At 76.1% G+C, this 14,842-nt stretch carries 16 protein-coding genes, 1 tRNA gene and 1 riboswitch; of the genes, 12 read left to right on the top strand and 5 right to left on the bottom strand.

Features of this window, described 5'->3' with window-relative positions; all coding sequences use genetic code 11:
• Window positions 1-4 precede the first annotated feature (4 nt).
• Together JIG38_RS07615 and JIG38_RS07620 are read left to right on the top strand one after the other, a co-directional pair.
• Window positions 5-94, top strand: a tRNA-Ser gene (locus JIG38_RS07615).
• 187 nt (window positions 95-281) lie between these two features.
• Complete coding sequence (locus JIG38_RS07620; protein ID WP_199423164.1) at window positions 282-1,370, top strand: ScyD/ScyE family protein; 1,089 nt, start codon at window positions 282-284, stop codon at window positions 1,368-1,370.
• Here the strand turns inward: JIG38_RS07620 and JIG38_RS07625 are convergent.
• Window positions 1,348-2,139, bottom strand: a complete 792-nt coding sequence (locus JIG38_RS07625) for a DUF8692 domain-containing protein (RefSeq protein WP_199423165.1) — start codon at window positions 2,137-2,139, stop codon at window positions 1,348-1,350. The genes JIG38_RS07620 and JIG38_RS07625 overlap by 23 nt on opposite strands.
• Window positions 2,140-2,230: 91 nt before the next feature.
• Window positions 2,231-2,908 carry a PAQR family membrane homeostasis protein TrhA gene (gene trhA / locus JIG38_RS07630; RefSeq protein WP_199423166.1) on the bottom strand — a complete coding sequence of 226 codons (678 nt, stop codon included), beginning with the start codon at window positions 2,906-2,908 and terminating at the stop codon, window positions 2,231-2,233.
• A gap of 140 nt (window positions 2,909-3,048) precedes the next feature.
• Between trhA and JIG38_RS07635 the strand changes: the two genes are divergently transcribed.
• Both JIG38_RS07635 and JIG38_RS07640 read left to right on the top strand, forming a co-directional pair.
• Window positions 3,049-3,684 (top strand): malonic semialdehyde reductase, encoded by a 636-nt coding sequence (locus JIG38_RS07635; protein WP_199423167.1) that lies wholly within the window; start codon window positions 3,049-3,051, stop codon window positions 3,682-3,684.
• A 56-nt stretch (window positions 3,685-3,740) separates the two neighbouring features.
• Window positions 3,741-4,625 carry a hypothetical protein gene (locus tag JIG38_RS07640; RefSeq protein WP_199423168.1) on the top strand — a complete coding sequence of 295 codons (885 nt, stop codon included), beginning with the start codon at window positions 3,741-3,743 and terminating at the stop codon, window positions 4,623-4,625.
• A gap of 12 nt (window positions 4,626-4,637) precedes the next feature.
• Here the strand turns inward: JIG38_RS07640 and crcB are convergent, their stop codons facing one another.
• On the bottom strand, window positions 4,638-5,009 hold the full coding sequence (gene crcB / locus JIG38_RS07645) for a fluoride efflux transporter CrcB (protein ID WP_199423169.1): 372 nt from the start codon (window positions 5,007-5,009) through the stop codon (window positions 4,638-4,640).
• Entirely contained in the window at window positions 5,006-5,446 is a 441-nt protein-coding gene (locus tag JIG38_RS07650) for a fluoride efflux transporter FluC (RefSeq protein WP_307844668.1), read from the bottom strand. Before JIG38_RS07650 ends, crcB begins: the two co-directional genes overlap by 4 nt.
• A 97-nt stretch (window positions 5,447-5,543) precedes the next feature.
• Between JIG38_RS07650 and JIG38_RS07655 the strand changes: the two genes are divergently transcribed.
• From JIG38_RS07655 to JIG38_RS07680, 6 genes are all read left to right on the top strand, one after another.
• Window positions 5,544-6,224: a TetR/AcrR family transcriptional regulator gene (locus tag JIG38_RS07655; RefSeq protein ID WP_199423171.1), complete on the top strand. Its 681-nt coding sequence runs from the start codon at window positions 5,544-5,546 to the stop codon at window positions 6,222-6,224.
• 34 nt (window positions 6,225-6,258) lie between these two features.
• Complete coding sequence (locus JIG38_RS07660; RefSeq protein WP_199423172.1) at window positions 6,259-7,206, top strand: ABC transporter ATP-binding protein; 948 nt, start codon at window positions 6,259-6,261, stop codon at window positions 7,204-7,206.
• Window positions 7,203-8,870: an ABC transporter permease gene (locus JIG38_RS07665; RefSeq protein ID WP_199423173.1), complete on the top strand. Its 1,668-nt coding sequence runs from the start codon at window positions 7,203-7,205 to the stop codon at window positions 8,868-8,870. Before JIG38_RS07660 ends, JIG38_RS07665 begins: the two co-directional genes overlap by 4 nt.
• A gap of 67 nt (window positions 8,871-8,937) precedes the next feature.
• Complete coding sequence (locus tag JIG38_RS07670; protein ID WP_199423174.1) at window positions 8,938-9,525, top strand: TetR/AcrR family transcriptional regulator; 588 nt, start codon at window positions 8,938-8,940, stop codon at window positions 9,523-9,525.
• Window positions 9,515-10,303, top strand: a complete 789-nt coding sequence (locus JIG38_RS07675; protein ID WP_307844670.1) for an ABC transporter ATP-binding protein — start codon at window positions 9,515-9,517, stop codon at window positions 10,301-10,303. Before JIG38_RS07670 ends, JIG38_RS07675 begins: the two co-directional genes overlap by 11 nt.
• Complete coding sequence (locus tag JIG38_RS07680) at window positions 10,300-11,073, top strand: ABC transporter permease (RefSeq protein ID WP_199423176.1); 774 nt, start codon at window positions 10,300-10,302, stop codon at window positions 11,071-11,073. Before JIG38_RS07675 ends, JIG38_RS07680 begins: the two co-directional genes overlap by 4 nt.
• Window positions 11,074-11,080: 7 nt before the next feature.
• Here the strand turns inward: JIG38_RS07680 and nhaA are convergent, their stop codons facing one another.
• A complete protein-coding gene (gene nhaA / locus JIG38_RS07685; RefSeq protein WP_199423177.1) occupies window positions 11,081-12,427 on the bottom strand; it encodes a Na+/H+ antiporter NhaA in 1,347 nt (448 codons plus the stop codon).
• Between the two features lie 224 nt (window positions 12,428-12,651).
• A riboswitch (SAM riboswitch) is annotated at window positions 12,652-12,761 on the top strand.
• A 199-nt stretch (window positions 12,762-12,960) separates the two neighbouring features.
• Between nhaA and JIG38_RS07690 the strand changes: the two genes are divergently transcribed.
• Window positions 12,961-14,022: a methionine ABC transporter ATP-binding protein gene (locus tag JIG38_RS07690; RefSeq protein ID WP_199423179.1), complete on the top strand. Its 1,062-nt coding sequence runs from the start codon at window positions 12,961-12,963 to the stop codon at window positions 14,020-14,022.
• On the top strand, window positions 14,019-14,792 hold the full coding sequence (locus JIG38_RS07695; protein WP_199423180.1) for a methionine ABC transporter permease: 774 nt from the start codon (window positions 14,019-14,021) through the stop codon (window positions 14,790-14,792). Before JIG38_RS07690 ends, JIG38_RS07695 begins: the two co-directional genes overlap by 4 nt.
• Window positions 14,793-14,842 lie beyond the last annotated feature (50 nt).

Genomic DNA, 14,842 nt, shown 5'->3' on the forward strand with positions numbered 1-14,842 from the left:
GCGAGGTAGCGTGTCCGAGCGGCCTAAGGAGCACGCCTCGAAAGCGTGTGTGGGTGAAAGTCCACCGTGGGTTCAAATCCCACCGCTACCGCCAGCAGTGCTGCAGGACCAGCAGCGACCGAGACCCCTTCGCCGAGCCCGCCGCTCGCGGAGGGGTCTTGTCGTCGCCAGGGGACGTGCGGGTGCGAACCTCGACAGCGCTTGATCATCGGCGCAGAGTGGGACAAATCGGGCGCCCGCCGGCGTCCGCATCCCCCGCATGGTTCTCGAGGAGGAGAACGATGAGGAACGTCCCCAGGTCTGCCGTCCCCCTCGTGTCGAGCGCGCTCGTGCTCGCCGCGGCCGTCCCTGCCGCCGCGTCGGCACCGACGCGCTACCCGCCGTCGCACGATCCCGTGGTCGTCGCGAGCGGGCTCGTCGGCCCGCTGAGCTTCGACGTCACGGCGCGGGGCGACCTCTACGTCGGCCAGTCGTTCGCCGGGATCCTCACCCACGTCACCAAGGAGGGTGAGCGGCACGACCTCGTGTCCGTCGCGCCCGCGGGCGTGGGCGCCGTGTCCGAGGAGCGCGGCACGGTGACCTGGGCCGAGCGCGAGGCCGAGGGCTTCGCCGTGACCAGCTCCGTGCTCGTGCGGCGCGCACCCGACGGCACGACGACGGAGGTGGACCTCCTCGCGTACGAGGCCGCCGCCAACCCGGACGCGGTGAACACCTACGGGATCCAGGGGCTCGACGCGGCGTGCGCCGCCACCATCCCCGCCGAGCTGGCGCCGTTCCTGCTGCCGTACCAGGGGCAGGTCGACACCAACGCCTACAGCTCGGTCACCTCGGGCGGGACGACCTACGTCGCCGACGCGGGCGCCAACGCGATCTTCGCGGTGTCCGCCTCGGGCGAGGTCTCGACCGTCGCGGTGCTCCCGCCGACCGTCATCCCGATCACCGAGGAGATCGCGGCCGCCCAGGGCTTCGACCCCTGCGTCGCGGGGCACGACTTCTGGGCGGAGCCCGTCCCGACCGACGTGGAGCTCGGGCGCCACGGCACGCTGTACGTCACGTCGCTGCCGGGCGGCGCGGAGGACGACAGCCTGGGCGCCAACGGCGCGGTCTACCGGGTCTCGCCGGGCGGGGACGTCGAGCTCGTCGCGCGCGGCTTCCTCGGCGCGACGAACCTCGCCGTCGCTCCCTCCGGGACGATCTACGTGACCGAGCTGTTCGCCGGCCGGCTCTCGGCCGTGTCGCGGTCCGGGGAGGTGTCGACGGTCACCGAGCTCGTCGAGCCGGCCGCCGTCGAGTGGGCGCGCGGCAGGCTCTACGTCGCGACCCAGGTGTTCGGCGACGGCACGATCGTCACGCTGTCGCCGCGCGGCTGACGGGGTCCCCGGCCGGGACCGCGGGGGCGGGCCTCGCCACGGCGAGCTCGTCCTCGCGGTACCGGCCGATCGCGTAGAGGAGCGTCGCGACGCCCAGCATCTCGAGCAGCTCCTCGAGGGTCGCGACCGCGACGTACGCGGACGACCCCTCGAGCCCGCCGCTCCAGAGCACCGCGCCGACCATCTCGATCCCGACGCTCCCGCCGACGTAGAGCGCGCCCGCGAGGAGCAGGAGGCCCAGCGTCCGGCGCGGCAGCGACCGGAGGAAGGGCACCAGCACGCCGAGCAGCACGAGGACGAGCGGCACGGCGACGAGCACCCAGGAGAAGAACAGCGCCCCGGTCAGCTCGAACCGCTCGCTCAGGGGGCCCATCGCACGCTCGTGCAGGCGCAGCGCCTCGTCGGCCGAGAGGTACACGAACGCCGCGGCGAGCAGCCGCCAGTACCCGGTCCGACGCCGGCCGGCCCGCCTCGCGTCGCCGCCGACCGTCCACAGCGCCACGCCCGTCCCGGCCAGGAGCACGGACTGGAACCACGTGGGCACGGTGCGCTCGTTGTCGACGTCGGTCAGGCCGACGAGGAACCCCAGCGCGCCGCCGACGCCGTCCGTCGTCGCGAGCAGCACCTGCCCGGCGACGCTCACCAGGGCGAGCGCGACCATGACCGGGACGAGGACGCGCAGCACGGTGCGGGGGCTCACGACGAGGCGCACCCCGGGCTCCGCCGCGGACGGTGCGGGCCGGGTGCGGTCGGAGGCGGCGTCGTCCATGACGTGACCTTAGGTGAACACGGGGTGAACCGGGAGGAAACGGGCGGTACGCCCCCCGTCCGGGTGAACGCCGGGGCGGGCGTGCCGGGGGCTACGCCGGGAGCACGTAGAGGTACATGAGCAGGTAGTGGAGCGTGGCCGCGACGACGACCAGCACGTGCCAGATCTCGTGGAACCCGAGCACGCCCGGCACCGGGTTCGGTCGCTCCACGACGAAGACGACGAAGCCGGTGCTGTAGACCAGGCCGCCCGCGGCCATGAGGGCGTAGGCGCCGAACGGCAGCGGCACGCCCGCCCCCGCGAGCAGCACGGGGATCCACCCGAGCACGATGTACAGCGTGCTGGTGAGGTGCTTGGGCAGGTCGCGCCGCACCGAGCGCAGGACGATCCCGGCGGCGGCGATCGCCCAGACGCTCCCCAGGACCGTCCAGCCGTACGTGTTCCGGAAGAGCACGAGCACGAGCGGCGTCACCGAGCCGGCGATGAGCAGGAAGACCGAGTCGTAGTCGAGGGTGCGCAGCACCTCGTTGACCCGCGGGCCGCGGTCGATGCCGTGGTGCAGCGTGCTCGAGCCGAAGAGCATGAGCACCGAGACGCCGTAGACGGCGAAGCCGACGATCTTCCACGGGTCGCCCTGGGCGGCGGCCTGAGTGACGAGGAGGGCCGCGCCGACGAGCGCGAAGCACGTGGCCGCGAGGTGCGAGACGGTGTTGACCCGCTCGTCGGTGACGTGGACGCTGCCGTCCCTGCTCAGTGCGGTCGGTGCCACTGCTGCCTTCCCGGTGCCGTCCGCCGCGCGTGCGGACGCGGCGGTGCCTGCCCGGCCGAGCCTAGAGGCACGGGCCGGGGTGACCGAGCACACAGCCCCGCGGCGGAACACCGCGGGGCCGCCGCCCGGTTGCCGCCCCCGTGACCGCGATCGACGCCACCGACACCCTCGCCCCCGACGCGCCGTCCGCCGAGGCCGCCGACGTGCTCGACGAGCTCTTCGTCCGGCGACGCACGCCGCGCTCCTTCGCGCCGCGCCCGGTGACGGACGACCAGGTCGCCGCGGTGCTCGACGCTGTGCGGTGGGGGCCGACGGCGTTCAACTCCTCGCCCCTGCGGGTGCTGCTCGTCCGCAGCCCCGAGGCGCGCGAGCGCCTCGCCGCGCACATGGCCCCCGCCAACCGGGACCGCGTCCTCGCCGCGCCGCTGAGCGTCGTCGTCGCCTCCGACACCGACTTCCACGAGCGGCTCGACGTGCTCGCGCCGCACATGGCCGGCGCGCGCGAGCGGTTCGACGCCGACGCGGCCGCGCGCGAGCGCCTCGCGCGGGACAACGCCTGGCTGCAGGCGGGCTACCTCGTCGTCGCCCTGCGCGGCGTGGGGCTCGAGGTCGGCCCGATGTCCGGCATGGACGCCGCCGGCGTCGACGCCGAGTTCTTCGCCGGCAGCGGGCGGCGCGCCCTCATGGTGCTCAACCTCGGCTGGCCCGCCGACGAGGCCCCCGCGCACCCGCGCGCGCCCCGGCTCGCCTTCGACGACGTCGCCGAGGTCGCCTAGCCCATCCGGTCCAGCCGCGGGCCGGACGCCCGGCCGCGGCGGGGGATGATGGGGGCGTGACGACGCCGGAGCTCGACCAGTTCGGGCCGTGGGTGCTGCCGGTCCGCGGACCGCACGACGTGCCGCGGCTGTACGCCGCCGAGCCCGTCGACTGGGACGCCGTCGAGCTCGGGCTCAAGGTCCCGCGCTCGATCCACCGGCGCGACGCGACGCCGGACATGGACCTCTACGACGCCCTGCTGCTCGTCGACCGCACGGGGCTGACGGTGCTGCGGCGACGGCACACGGGTCCCGGCTACGACCGGCTCGCCGTCCGGCACGCCGACGTGCTCGCGCTCGAGAGCAGCACCGACATGCTCGACGGGCGGCTGGCCCTGCACACCGGGTCCGGCACGGTCGAGGTGCCGTACAACGGCTCGCAGGCGGGCGTCGTCGAGGACCTGCTCGCGGTCCTGCGCCTCCACGCGTTCGGTGCCGCGACGGGCGTCCCGCGGGATGCCCCCGACCTCGACCGGGGGGCCGCCGGACCGGCCGACATCGCGCTGGTCACGGCCTACCTCGAGCTCGTCGGCGCGGGCGTCGCGGTCGACCGGGTCGCGGCGGTGCCCCGCGGACGCGTCCGCCGGCGGGGTGGCGCGATCGTGCGTCCGGCCGACCTCGTGCTGCCCGTCACGCGGCACGCGGCCGTCGTCGCCGTCGGGCCGCGCGAGCTGCACGTGCTGCACCGGCGCGAGTGGCTGACGACGAAGCGCACGCCCGTCCACTCCCTCGCGCACCTCGTGCTGGCGCGCGACGGCCGCGCGCCGCTCGCGACCGAGGCGCACGCGGGGCTCGACGGCGTCGTCGTCGTGCGCGGCCGGACCCCCACGCTCGCCCTGCCCGACGGCGACGCGCTGCGCCTCCTGCTCGACGCGAGCCGCGCACCCGCGGTGACGGACTGACGTCCGCGCGGCTCAGGCGAGCGCGGCCATGAGCGCGACGCCCGCCGCGGCGGCCGCGAGCGTCGCGGCGAGCGACCCGAGCGCGTTGAGCACCGCGCGGCGCACCTCGCCCTCCTGCACGAGGCGCACCGTCTCGACCATCGCGGTGGAGAAGGTCGTGTACCCGCCGCAGAAGCCGACCGCCGCGACCGCGTAGGCGTCCGCGGCGAGGTCGTGGAACGCCACCGCGCCGGTGAGCAGGCCGAGGAGCAGCGAGCCGGTGACGTTGACGACGAAGGTCGCGAACGGGAAGGGGCCGCCGCTGCGGCTGCGCACGTGCCCGTCGACGACGAAGCGCGTCGCGGCGCCGACCCCGCCCGCGAGCGCGACGAGGAGCGCGGTCACGAGCCCGCCCCCGCCGGGCCGCCGGCGCGCGGACGGGCGAGCCGCGCACCCAGCCGGATGCCGGCGACCGCCGCCCCGAGCCCGAGGGCGAGCGACGCGGCCGCGTAGAGCCCGGCGACGCCCGCAGCGCCGGCGGCCAGCAGCCGCTCGAGCTCGATCGCGAGGCTGCTGAACGTCGTGAAGCCGCCCAGCGCGCCCGTGCCGAGGCCCAGGCGCAGCAGCCGGCCGCGCGGGCTCTCCGCACCGCGCCGGACGAGGGTCTCGGCGAGCACGCCGAGCAGGAGGGACCCGATGACGTTCTCCAGCAGCGTCGCCGTGGGGAAGCCTGACGCGGCCGGGGCGACGACGCCCGAGACGCCGTAGCGCGCGGCCGTGCCGAGCGCCCCGCCGACGGCGACGAGCAGGACGAGACGCGCGTCCTGGTGCGGAGCCCTCACGCGACGCACCTGCCCTCCGAGTCGGTCGCGGGCGCAGTCTACGAGGCGGGACCTGGGACCCTTGCTCCCGGCTGAACGCGTGTTTAGCATACTGACCATGCGTTCAGCACCGCCGCGCCAGGACGACGTCACCGCCCGCGCGCGCATCCGCGACGCGGCCGTCCTCGAGTTCGCGACGCACGGCTTCGGTGTGAGCCTCCGCGCGATCGCCGAGCGCGCCGACGTCAGCGCGGCGCTGATCCTCCACCACTTCGGGTCCAAGGCCGGGCTCCAGGCCGAGTGCGACGCCTGGGTGCTCGCGGACATCCGCGAGCGCAAGGAGAAGGTGACCGTCGGCGGCTCCGCGGGCGACGTCCTGCTCGCCCTCGCGTCCATGGACGAGACGGCGCCGCTCGTCGGCTACGCGCTGCGCAGCCTGCAGGCCGGCGGCGGCATCGCCCGTGCCTTCGTCGACCACTTCGCCGAGGACGCCGAGGCGTACCTGCGTGCGGGCGTCGCCGCCGGCACGGTCAAGCCCTCCGCGGACGAGGCGGCGCGCGCCCGCCTCCTCACCCTCCAGGGCTTCGGCGCGCTCCTGCTGGACCTCCGCCTGCACCCGCCGCGCGACCCGTCGGACCTCGCCGCCGTGCTGCGCGAGCACCTGGGCCGCTCCGGCCTGCCCGCGCTCGAGCTCTACACCCAGGGCCTGCTGACGGACCGCCGCATGCTCGACGAGTACCTGCTCTACGTCGGCGACCCGCCGCGGTCGGCCGGTGCCGCCGGGCACTCGCCGTCCTGATCCTCGTCCTGACCCACAGAACCCAGGTGACCCCATGTCCGCTCCGACCATCGACGTCCACCGCCTCACCAAGCGCTTCGGCACGACCACGGCCCTCGACGGGCTCGACCTCGTCGTCGAGCCCGGGGAGGTGCACGGCTTCCTCGGCCCCAACGGTGCCGGGAAGTCCACGACCATCCGCGTGCTGCTCGGGCTGCTGCGCGCCGACGCCGGCTCCGCGCGGCTCTTCGGCGCCGACCCCTGGGCGGACGCCGTCGCCCTCCACCGCCGCCTCGCCTACGTCCCCGGGGACGTCACGCTCTGGCCCACCCTCACCGGCGGCGAGGCGATCGACCTCCTCGCGGCGCTGCGCGGCGGCATCCGTCCCGCGCGCCGGGCCGAGCTGCTCGAGCGCTTCGACCTCGACCCGACCAAGAAGGCCCGCACCTACTCCAAGGGCAACCGGCAGAAGGTGGCCCTCGTCGCCGCGCTCGCGAGCGACGTCGAGCTCCTCGTGCTCGACGAGCCCACCTCGGGTCTCGACCCGCTCATGGAGCGCGTCTTCCAGGAGTGCGTGCGCGAGCTCCGGGCCACGGGCGTGACGGTCCTGCTCTCGTCCCACCTCCTCGCCGAGGTCGAGAAGCTGTGCGACCGCGTGACGATCATCCGGCTCGGCCGCACGGTCCAGACGGGCTCGCTCGAGGACCTGCGCCACCTCACGCGCAGCACGGTGACCGCGGTCTTCGGGCCCGACGCCGACCTCGCCGACCTCGCGCTCGTGCCCGGCACGGCCGACGTCGTGCAGGACGGGCCGCGCGTCCGGCTCATGGCCGACGCGTCGGCGCTCGCCGACGTCATGGCCTTCCTCGCAGCGCGCGGCCTCACGGGCCTCGAGGTCCACCCGCCGACGCTCGAGGAGCTCTTCGTCCACCACTACGGCGACGCGGCGCCCGCACCGGCGGCCGCGGGTGCGCCGGCCGGCACCTCGGCGAGCTCGCGGTGAGCGCGCCGACCCGCACCGCGGCGGCCCGCCCTGCCGCACCGCCGCCCGGCGGCGAGCGCGCCGCGCGCCTCGAGCCCTTCCGCGGCACGCGCCGTCTCGTGCGGTTCGCGCTGCGGCGCGACCGGGTCCGGCTGGCCGTGTGGACGCTCTCGATCAGCGGCCTCGTCGCGTACTTCGGCGCCGCGCTGCCCGTCGTCTACCCGGACGCGGCGGCGTACCAGACGCGTGCCGCGATCATGCGCGACCCGTCCGGTGCCTTCATGACGGGGCCCGGGTACGGGCTCGACGACTACGACCTCGGCACGATGTTCGCCAACGAGATGGTCGGCATGTTCGCGGTGGCCGTCGGTCTCATGTCGATCTTCCTCGTCGTGCGCCACACCCGGGCCGAGGAGGAGACCGGCCGCGCGGAGCTGGTGCGCTCGGGCGTCGTCGGGCGGCGTGCGCACCTCACGGCGGCGCTCGTCCACCTCGTCGTCGCGAACGCGGTCGTCGCGGGCGTCCTGCTGGCCGCGATGGCCTCGGTCGGCCTGGGCGGTCCGGACGCCGTCGCCGTCGTGGTGGGGATCGCGCTCGTGGGGCTGACGTTCGGCGGCGTCGCGGCCGTGACGGCGCAGGTCGCCGAGCACGCCCGCGCCGCCTCGGGCCTCGCGGGGGCCGTCCTGGGCCTGGCCTACGTCCTGCGCGGGATGGGCGACGCCCAGCAGGCGGGAGGCAGCGCGCTGTCGTGGTCCTCGCCGATCGGCTGGGCGCAGCAGACCCGGGCCTTCGTGGACCTGCGCTGGTGGCCGCTCGTCCTGTGCCTCGTCACGGCGGCCGCGCTCGTCGCCGTCGCGCACGTGCTGTCGGAGCGGCGCGACGTCGGCGCCGGCCTGTTGCGGGCGCGGTCCGGCCGCGCGCACGCGCGTCGCGGGCTGCTGAGCCCGGTGGGGCTCGCCGTCCGGACGCAGCGCGCGGAGGTCGCGGGCTGGGCCGTCGGGCTGCTCGTGTTCGGCGTCCTCACCGGGTCGATGGGGCAGGCGATCGTGGACGGCTTCGAGTCGCAGCCCGAGCTCGCGGCCGTCTTCGGCGCCGCGGGCGGCGGCGACCTGCTCCGGGGGACGCTCTCGGCGTTCCTGGGCTTCTTCGCCATGGCCGTCGCCGTCTACGCCGTCGTCTCGGTCAACCGCCTGGGGCGCGAGGAGGACGCCGGCCGCACCGCCGCGGTGCTTGCGACGGCGGTCAGCCGGCCCCGCTGGCTGGCGAGCCAGCTGCTCGTCACCGCGGGCGCGGCGACGCTGCTCCTGCTCGTCGCGGGAGCGAGCCTCGGCGCGGGTGCGGGCGGCTCGGTGGGCGACGGCGACCTCGCGGGCGCGCTCACCCTGGGGAGCCTCGCGCACCTGCCCGTCGTGCTCGGCTTCGCGGGCCTCGCGGCGCTGGCTCACGGCCTCCGCGCCGGGACGTGGTGGGTGTGGGCGCTGCTCGTCGCCTCGATCGTCGTGGGCCTCTACGGGCCGCTGCTCAACCTGCCCGACGTCGTCCTGGACGCCGCCCCGTTCGGCCTCGTCCCCGCGGTGCCGGGGGAGGCGTGGTCGGCGCCGCCGCTGGTCGCCCTCAGCGCGGTCGCCGCCGGGCTGGCCGCGCTCGGCGCGGTGGGGCTGAGGAGGCGCGACCTGGTGGCCTGACGAGGTGGCCCGACGGCGGTGACCGGCGACGGTGGACGGTGTCGACGTTAGTGACTAACATCGACGCATGACGTCCCGGGCGGAGGCGACGCGGGAGCGGCTGCGGCGCAGCGCGCTCGCGCTGTTCGTCGAGCGCGGGTTCGACGCGGTCACCGTCGTCGACGTCGCCGCGGCCGCCGGGGTCTCGCACATGACCTTCTTCCGGCACTTCGCCACCAAGGAGGACGTGCTCCTCGACGACCCGTACGACGAGGTCATCGTCGACGCGGTGCTCGCGCAGGACGCGCGGCTGCCCGCGCTCGAGCAGGTGCGACTCGGCTTCCTCGCGGCGTGGGGCGCCCTGCCCGAGCCGGCGGCCGACGAGACACGCGCCCGGGTGCGCCTGGTCGCGGGGCACCCGGCGCTGCGCGCCCGCGCGTGGGAGAACAACCGGCGCACGGGCGACCTGGTGGTCGCCGCGCTCGTCGACCGCGGCGTGCCGCCCGTCGACGCCCGGGTGGCGGCGGGGGCGTGCCTCGGCGCGCTGCTCGAGGCGCTCCTCGCCTGGGGCGCCGCGGACCCGGACGAGCCCCTGGGCCCGCTGGTCCGCCACGCGCTCGGTCTCCTCGGCGGGGACCGTCGGTCGGGAGGCGACGGTGCGGGCCGTGGTGACTGAGCACGCAGCCCCGGCGGGCGCCGGGGTCGTGCCCCGCGCCACGCTCCTCGAGCTGCGGGCGGTCCGGCGCGCCTTCGGCGACGTGCCCGCGGTCGACGGCGTCGACCTCACGGTGCGCGCGGGGGAGATCCACGCCCTGGTCGGGCTCAACGGCGCCGGGAAGACGACGCTCATGCGACTCGCGCTGGGCATGCTGCGCCCGGCGGACGGGCGCGCCCTCGTCGCCGTCGACGACGCCGGCGCCGTCGACGCGTGGCGCGCCCCACCGCGCGTCTGGCGCGGCGTCGGTCACCTCGTCGAGACCCCGTTCGCGTACCCCGAGCTCACGGTGCGGGAGACCGTCGTCGCGGCGGCGCGGCTGCGCGGGCTCGCGCCGCACCCGGCGCAGCGGGCGGCCGAGGACGTCGTCGCCGAGCTCGCGCTCGGGCAGTGGGCGGACCGGCGCGCGACGACGCTCTCGCTGGGCAACCGTCAGCGCCTCGGCCTCGCGTGCGCGTGGGTGCACCGACCGAGGCTGCTGGTCCTGGACGAGCCGACCACGGGCCTCGACCCCTCCGGCGTCCTCGTCGTCCGGCGCTGGCTCGCGTCCACCGCCGCCGCCGGCACGGGCGTGCTCGTGTCGAGCCACCACCTCGACGAGGTCGCGCGGCTCGCCGACCGGATCACCGTGGTGCACCGCGGGCGCGTGATCGGCGGGCTCGAGCCGCACGGCGCCGACCTCGAGCGCGCGTTCTTCGCCATGGTCTACGCGGCCGAGGGTCTGGAGGCGGCGCGGTGAGCCGCTCGCCCGCCTGGGACCTCGAGGTGCTCAAGCTCCGTCGCTCGTCGGTCGCGCGGACCGCGGCCCTCGTGCTCGTGCTCGGCACGACGTCCATGGCCGCGGTGTTCACCGCCGTCGGGCTCGCCGGCGGCGACAGCCAGATGGCGCTCAAGGTGCGCCCGATGCTCCAGGGCGAGGGGTGGGTCGCCTACCTGGGGCTGCTGGCCCAGGTGCTGTCCGTCGCGATGCTGCTGTGCGCCGGCGTCGTCGTCTCGTGGTCCGTCGGGCGCGAGTTCGCCGACGGCACGATCGCGTGCCTGCTCGCGCTGCCCACGCCACCGCGCGCCGTGCTGGTCGCGAAGCTGGGGTCGGTCCTGCTCGGCGCCGCGGCGAGCACCGTCGCGGCCGTCGCCCTCGCCCTGCCGCTCGGCGCGCTCGCGGGTCTCGGCCCGCCGGGGGCGGAGGCGGTCGGCCCCGCGCTGCGGGCGGTCGCCGTCGGGCTCCTGGGCGCCGTGCTCGTCCTCCCGCTCGCGTTCGTCGCGAGCGCGCGGCGCGGCTACCTCCCGGGCGTCGGGGCGCTGCTCGGCGTGGTCGTCGTGACCCAGGTGGCCACGGTGGCGGGCGCCGGGGCGTGGTTCCCGTGGGCGGCGCCCGGGCTGTGGGCCGGGATGGGCGGCGCCGCCGCGGCCGGCGCGGTCACCCCCCTCCAGCTGCTGCTGGCCCTGCCGGTGGGCGCGGCCGGCGCCGTCGCCGCGGCCCGCTGGTGGTCGCGCGCCGAGCTGCGCTGACGGCTGGTCAGCGGTCGCGGCCGTGCTCGAAGACGTCCGGCACGCCGTCGGCGTCGGCGTCGACCGCCTCGAGCTCGGCGACGGTGCGGTAGTGCCGGTTGCGCGAGCGCAGGAGCGCGGCTGCCAGCAGCGCCGCGAGCACCGAGCCCGTGAGGACGCCGACGGTCACGTGCTCGGTGCCCTCCTCGGACGTGAAGGCGAGCTCGCTGATGAGCAGCGACACGGTGAAGCCGATGCCGCCGAGCAGCGCGACGCCGAGCACGTCCAGCCAGCGGAGCGACGCGTCGAGCGTGGCCCGCGTGAAGCGCGCCACGAGCCACGTCGTGCCGAAGATGCCGAGCGCCTTGCCGACGACGAGCCCGGCGATGACGCCGAGCGCGATCCGGTCGGCGAGGGACTCGCGCAGCCCGTCGAGCCCGCCGACCGTGACCCCGGCCGCGAAGAACGCGAACACGGGCACGGCGAACCCGGCGGAGACCGGCCGCCACCGGTGCTCGAAGTGCTCGGCGAGGCCGGGGCCGGCGTCCGGGCCGCCGGCCCGCTCGCTGCGCAGGACCGGCACGGTGAAGCCGAGGAGCACGCCCGCGACCGTGGCGTGGACGCCCGACTCGTGCATGAGCGCCCAGGCGGTGACGGCGAGCGGGAGCAGCAGCCACCACGAGCGGATGCGGCGCTGGACGGCGACGGCGAACAGGGCGATCACGACGACGGCCGCCCCCAGCGCGGGCCACGCGACCTCGTCCGTGTAGAAGATCGCGATCACCGTGACCGCGAGCAGGTCGTCGACGACGGCGAGCGTGAGCAGGAAGGTGCGCAGCGCCGCGGGCAGGTGCGTGCCGATGACGGCGAGCACCGCGAGCGCGAACGCGATGTCCGTCGCCGTCGGGATCGCCCAGCCGCGGAGCGCCTCGCCGCCGGCGCTCGAGGCGACCGCGACGTACACCGCGGCGGGGGCGGCCATGCCGCCGATCGCGGCGAGGATGGGCAGCGCGGCCCGGCGCGGGTCGCGCAGGTCGCCCGCCACGAACTCGCGCTTGAGCTCGAGGCCCACGACGAAGAAGAAGATCGCGAGCAGCCCGTCGGCGGCCCACGTGCCCAGCGAGAGGTCCAGGTGGAGGCTCGCGGGACCCACGCGCAGGTCGCGCAGCGCGGCGTACGAGTCCGCGGCCGGGGAGTTCGCCCAGACGAGCGCCGCCACGGTCGCGACCAGCAGCAGCGCCCCGCCGACCGTCTCCTTGCGGAGGATCTCGGTGATCCGGCGGGTCTCGCTCCACGAGCCGCGGCCGAGCATGGTCGACGGCGGTCGCGCCCCCGCGGGCGGGGTCGTGGCGGCGGGCGGGCCGGGCTGCGGCATGGGTGACCTCCGGGGTCGTCGACGTCGTTGCCGACCAGACTTCCCGGCGCACCTGGGTCGACCGTACCCGGGCGGGAGGGCGCTCGCCCGGCCGCCCGGCTCGTGGGACCGCACGTCCGTGGGGCGCGCCGGGGGTGCGTCGCGGGCCCGCGCGGCACGCTCGTGCCGGTCCACCCCTCGGACACCATTGACGCGGCATGTGAGACGCCCTAGTTTCTGGAGCAGGTCATGAGCGCCAGCGCGAAGCCCCGGCTCGCTGGCCGGCAACCCTCCTCGTCGTGGGGTGCTCCGGGTGAGGACCAGACCCGTGCGACCGCACCGGTAAGGACGACCAGGAGGACCCTCGTGCGAATGTGCTGCTGTCGTCACTGACGGCGCACCACCCGGTGCGCCACCCCGCGCACCCGCACGCAGGACTCCCTGCACCACGCCCATGACCCGCCCCGGCGGTCGGCGGAGCGGCGCTGCGCAGCCCCATCCCGCCTCGCCGAGCGCGCGCTGCCACGCGCCTCGGCACCCCCACCGGAGAACCCATGATCGAGCTCCGCCGGCTCACCAAGACCTACGGCGACGGCGCGCACCGCACCACGGTGCTCGACCGTCTCGACCTCACCGTCGCCGACCGCGAGATCGCGGCCGTCGTCGGCCCCAGCGGCGCGGGGAAGAGCACCCTCGCCGCGTGCGTCACCCTGCTCGAGCCGCCCACCTCGGGCACCGTCGTCGTCGGCGGGCGCGAGCTCTCCCAGCTCGACGAGCGCGGCCTGCGCGACGCGCGCCGCCAGATCGGCACCATCTTCCAGTCGGACGGCCTGCTCTCGCGCCGCACGGCGGCAGAGAACGTCGAGCTGCCGCTGCGGTACCTCGGCGTCACGCCCGCGGACCGCCGCCGGCGCGTCGCGGAGCTGCTGGACCGCGTCGGCCTGAGCACCCGGGCCGGCCACTACCCGCACCAGCTCTCGGGCGGCCAGCGCCAGCGCGTCGGGATCGCCCGCGCGCTCGCGCTGCGGCCGCGCGTGCTGCTCTCGGACGAGGCGACCTCGGGCCTCGACCCCGAGGCGACCGCGTCCGTCGTGCGGCTCCTCAAGGACCTGCGCGACGACCTCGGCCTGTCGATCCTCTTCATCACGCACGAGATGGAGGTGGTGCTCGACCTCGCCGACTCGGTCGCCCGGCTCGACCACGGACGCATCGTCGAGCAGGGCCGCGTCGTGGACCTGCTCCGCGACCCGGGCTCGCCGCTGGGGCGCGCGCTCCTGCCGCGCCGCGCGCACGGCACCGGGCACGACGGCGCCGTGTGGTCCGTCTCGTACGCGAGCGCGGACGTGCCCGCGGACTGGATCGCGCGGGCCGGCGCGGCGCTCGGCGCCGACGTCGCCCTGCTCGGCGCCTCGATCGGCGCCGTCGACGGCCACGTCGTCGGACACGCGACGGTCGCGGTGCCGGGGGACGTCGAGGGCACGCGTGTCGTCGCGGTCCTCGCCCACCTCGGGCTGCACACCGTGCCGGGTGGGGAGGAGCCGTCGGCGCAGGCCGACGTCGCACCTGCCGCGGGCTCGGCGCGTCCCACCGAGCGCGAGCTGGAGCCCGTCGCATGAGCGCGCCGTCCTCGCTCCCGGTCCTGCGCCTGCCCACCGCGGGCGACACCCCCCTCCCCGAGATCCCGGCGCTGATCCTGCCGGCGCTCGGCGAGACGCTGCTCATGGTCGGCATCGTCATGGCGGTCGTCGTGCTCGTCGGCGTCCCGCTCGGCGTCCTGCTGCACAACCTCGCCCCGGGCGGGCTCGTCGAGCGGCCCGCGCTGCACCAGACGCTCGGCTGGGTCGTGAGCGTCGGGCGCTCGCTGCCGTTCCTCATCCTCATGGCCGCGCTCGTGCCCGTGACGCGCTTCCTCACGGGGACGAACATCGGGATCGCGGCCGCCGTCGTGCCCATGTCCCTCGCCGGGATCGCGTTCTTCGCGCGGATCGTCGAGAACTCGCTGCGCTCGGTGCCGCCCTCGCTCGTCCGCGTGGCGAAGGCCTCGGGTGCCTCGCCCGTGCAGATCGTGACGTCCGTGCAGCTCTCCGAGGCGCTGCCGTCGATCATCGGGGGCCTGACGATCAACACCATCGCGATGATCGAGTACTCGGCGATCGCGGGGACCATCGGCGCGGGCGGCATCGGGTACGTCGCCGTGACGTACGGCTACCAGCGCTTCGACCACGCGGTGATGCTCGCGACGATCGTCGTCCTCGTGACGCTCGTCGCGCTCGTCCAGCTGCTCGGCGACGGGCTCGTCCGCGCCGCGACGCCGCACGCGCGCCGCCGCACCCGCAGGGCGGGCCGCACCGGTCCCGCCCGCCGGACCGCGGAGGTCGCCGCCTGACCCAGCCGCGCACGGAACCCCTGCAGGACCACCCGGGACCCACGGCGCTG

Origin of the sequence: Actinotalea solisilvae (genome assembly GCF_016464425.1) — a bacterium.
GTDB lineage: Bacteria > Actinomycetota > Actinomycetes > Actinomycetales > Cellulomonadaceae > Actinotalea > Actinotalea solisilvae.

Coding starts and splice junctions, on each gene's coding strand:
- JIG38_RS07620 (WP_199423164.1), top strand. CDS start 282: ATGAGGAACGTCCCCAGGTCTGCCGTCCCCCTCGTGTCGAGCGCGCTC.
- JIG38_RS07625 (WP_199423165.1), bottom strand. CDS start 2,139: ATGGACGACGCCGCCTCCGACCGCACCCGGCCCGCACCGTCCGCGGCG.
- JIG38_RS07655 (WP_199423171.1), top strand. CDS start 5,544: ATGCGTTCAGCACCGCCGCGCCAGGACGACGTCACCGCCCGCGCGCGC.
- JIG38_RS07660 (WP_199423172.1), top strand. CDS start 6,259: ATGTCCGCTCCGACCATCGACGTCCACCGCCTCACCAAGCGCTTCGGC.
- JIG38_RS07670 (WP_199423174.1), top strand. CDS start 8,938: ATGACGTCCCGGGCGGAGGCGACGCGGGAGCGGCTGCGGCGCAGCGCG.
- nhaA (WP_199423177.1), bottom strand. CDS start 12,427: ATGCCGCAGCCCGGCCCGCCCGCCGCCACGACCCCGCCCGCGGGGGCG.
- JIG38_RS07690 (WP_199423179.1), top strand. CDS start 12,961: ATGATCGAGCTCCGCCGGCTCACCAAGACCTACGGCGACGGCGCGCAC.
- JIG38_RS07695 (WP_199423180.1), top strand. CDS start 14,019: ATGAGCGCGCCGTCCTCGCTCCCGGTCCTGCGCCTGCCCACCGCGGGC.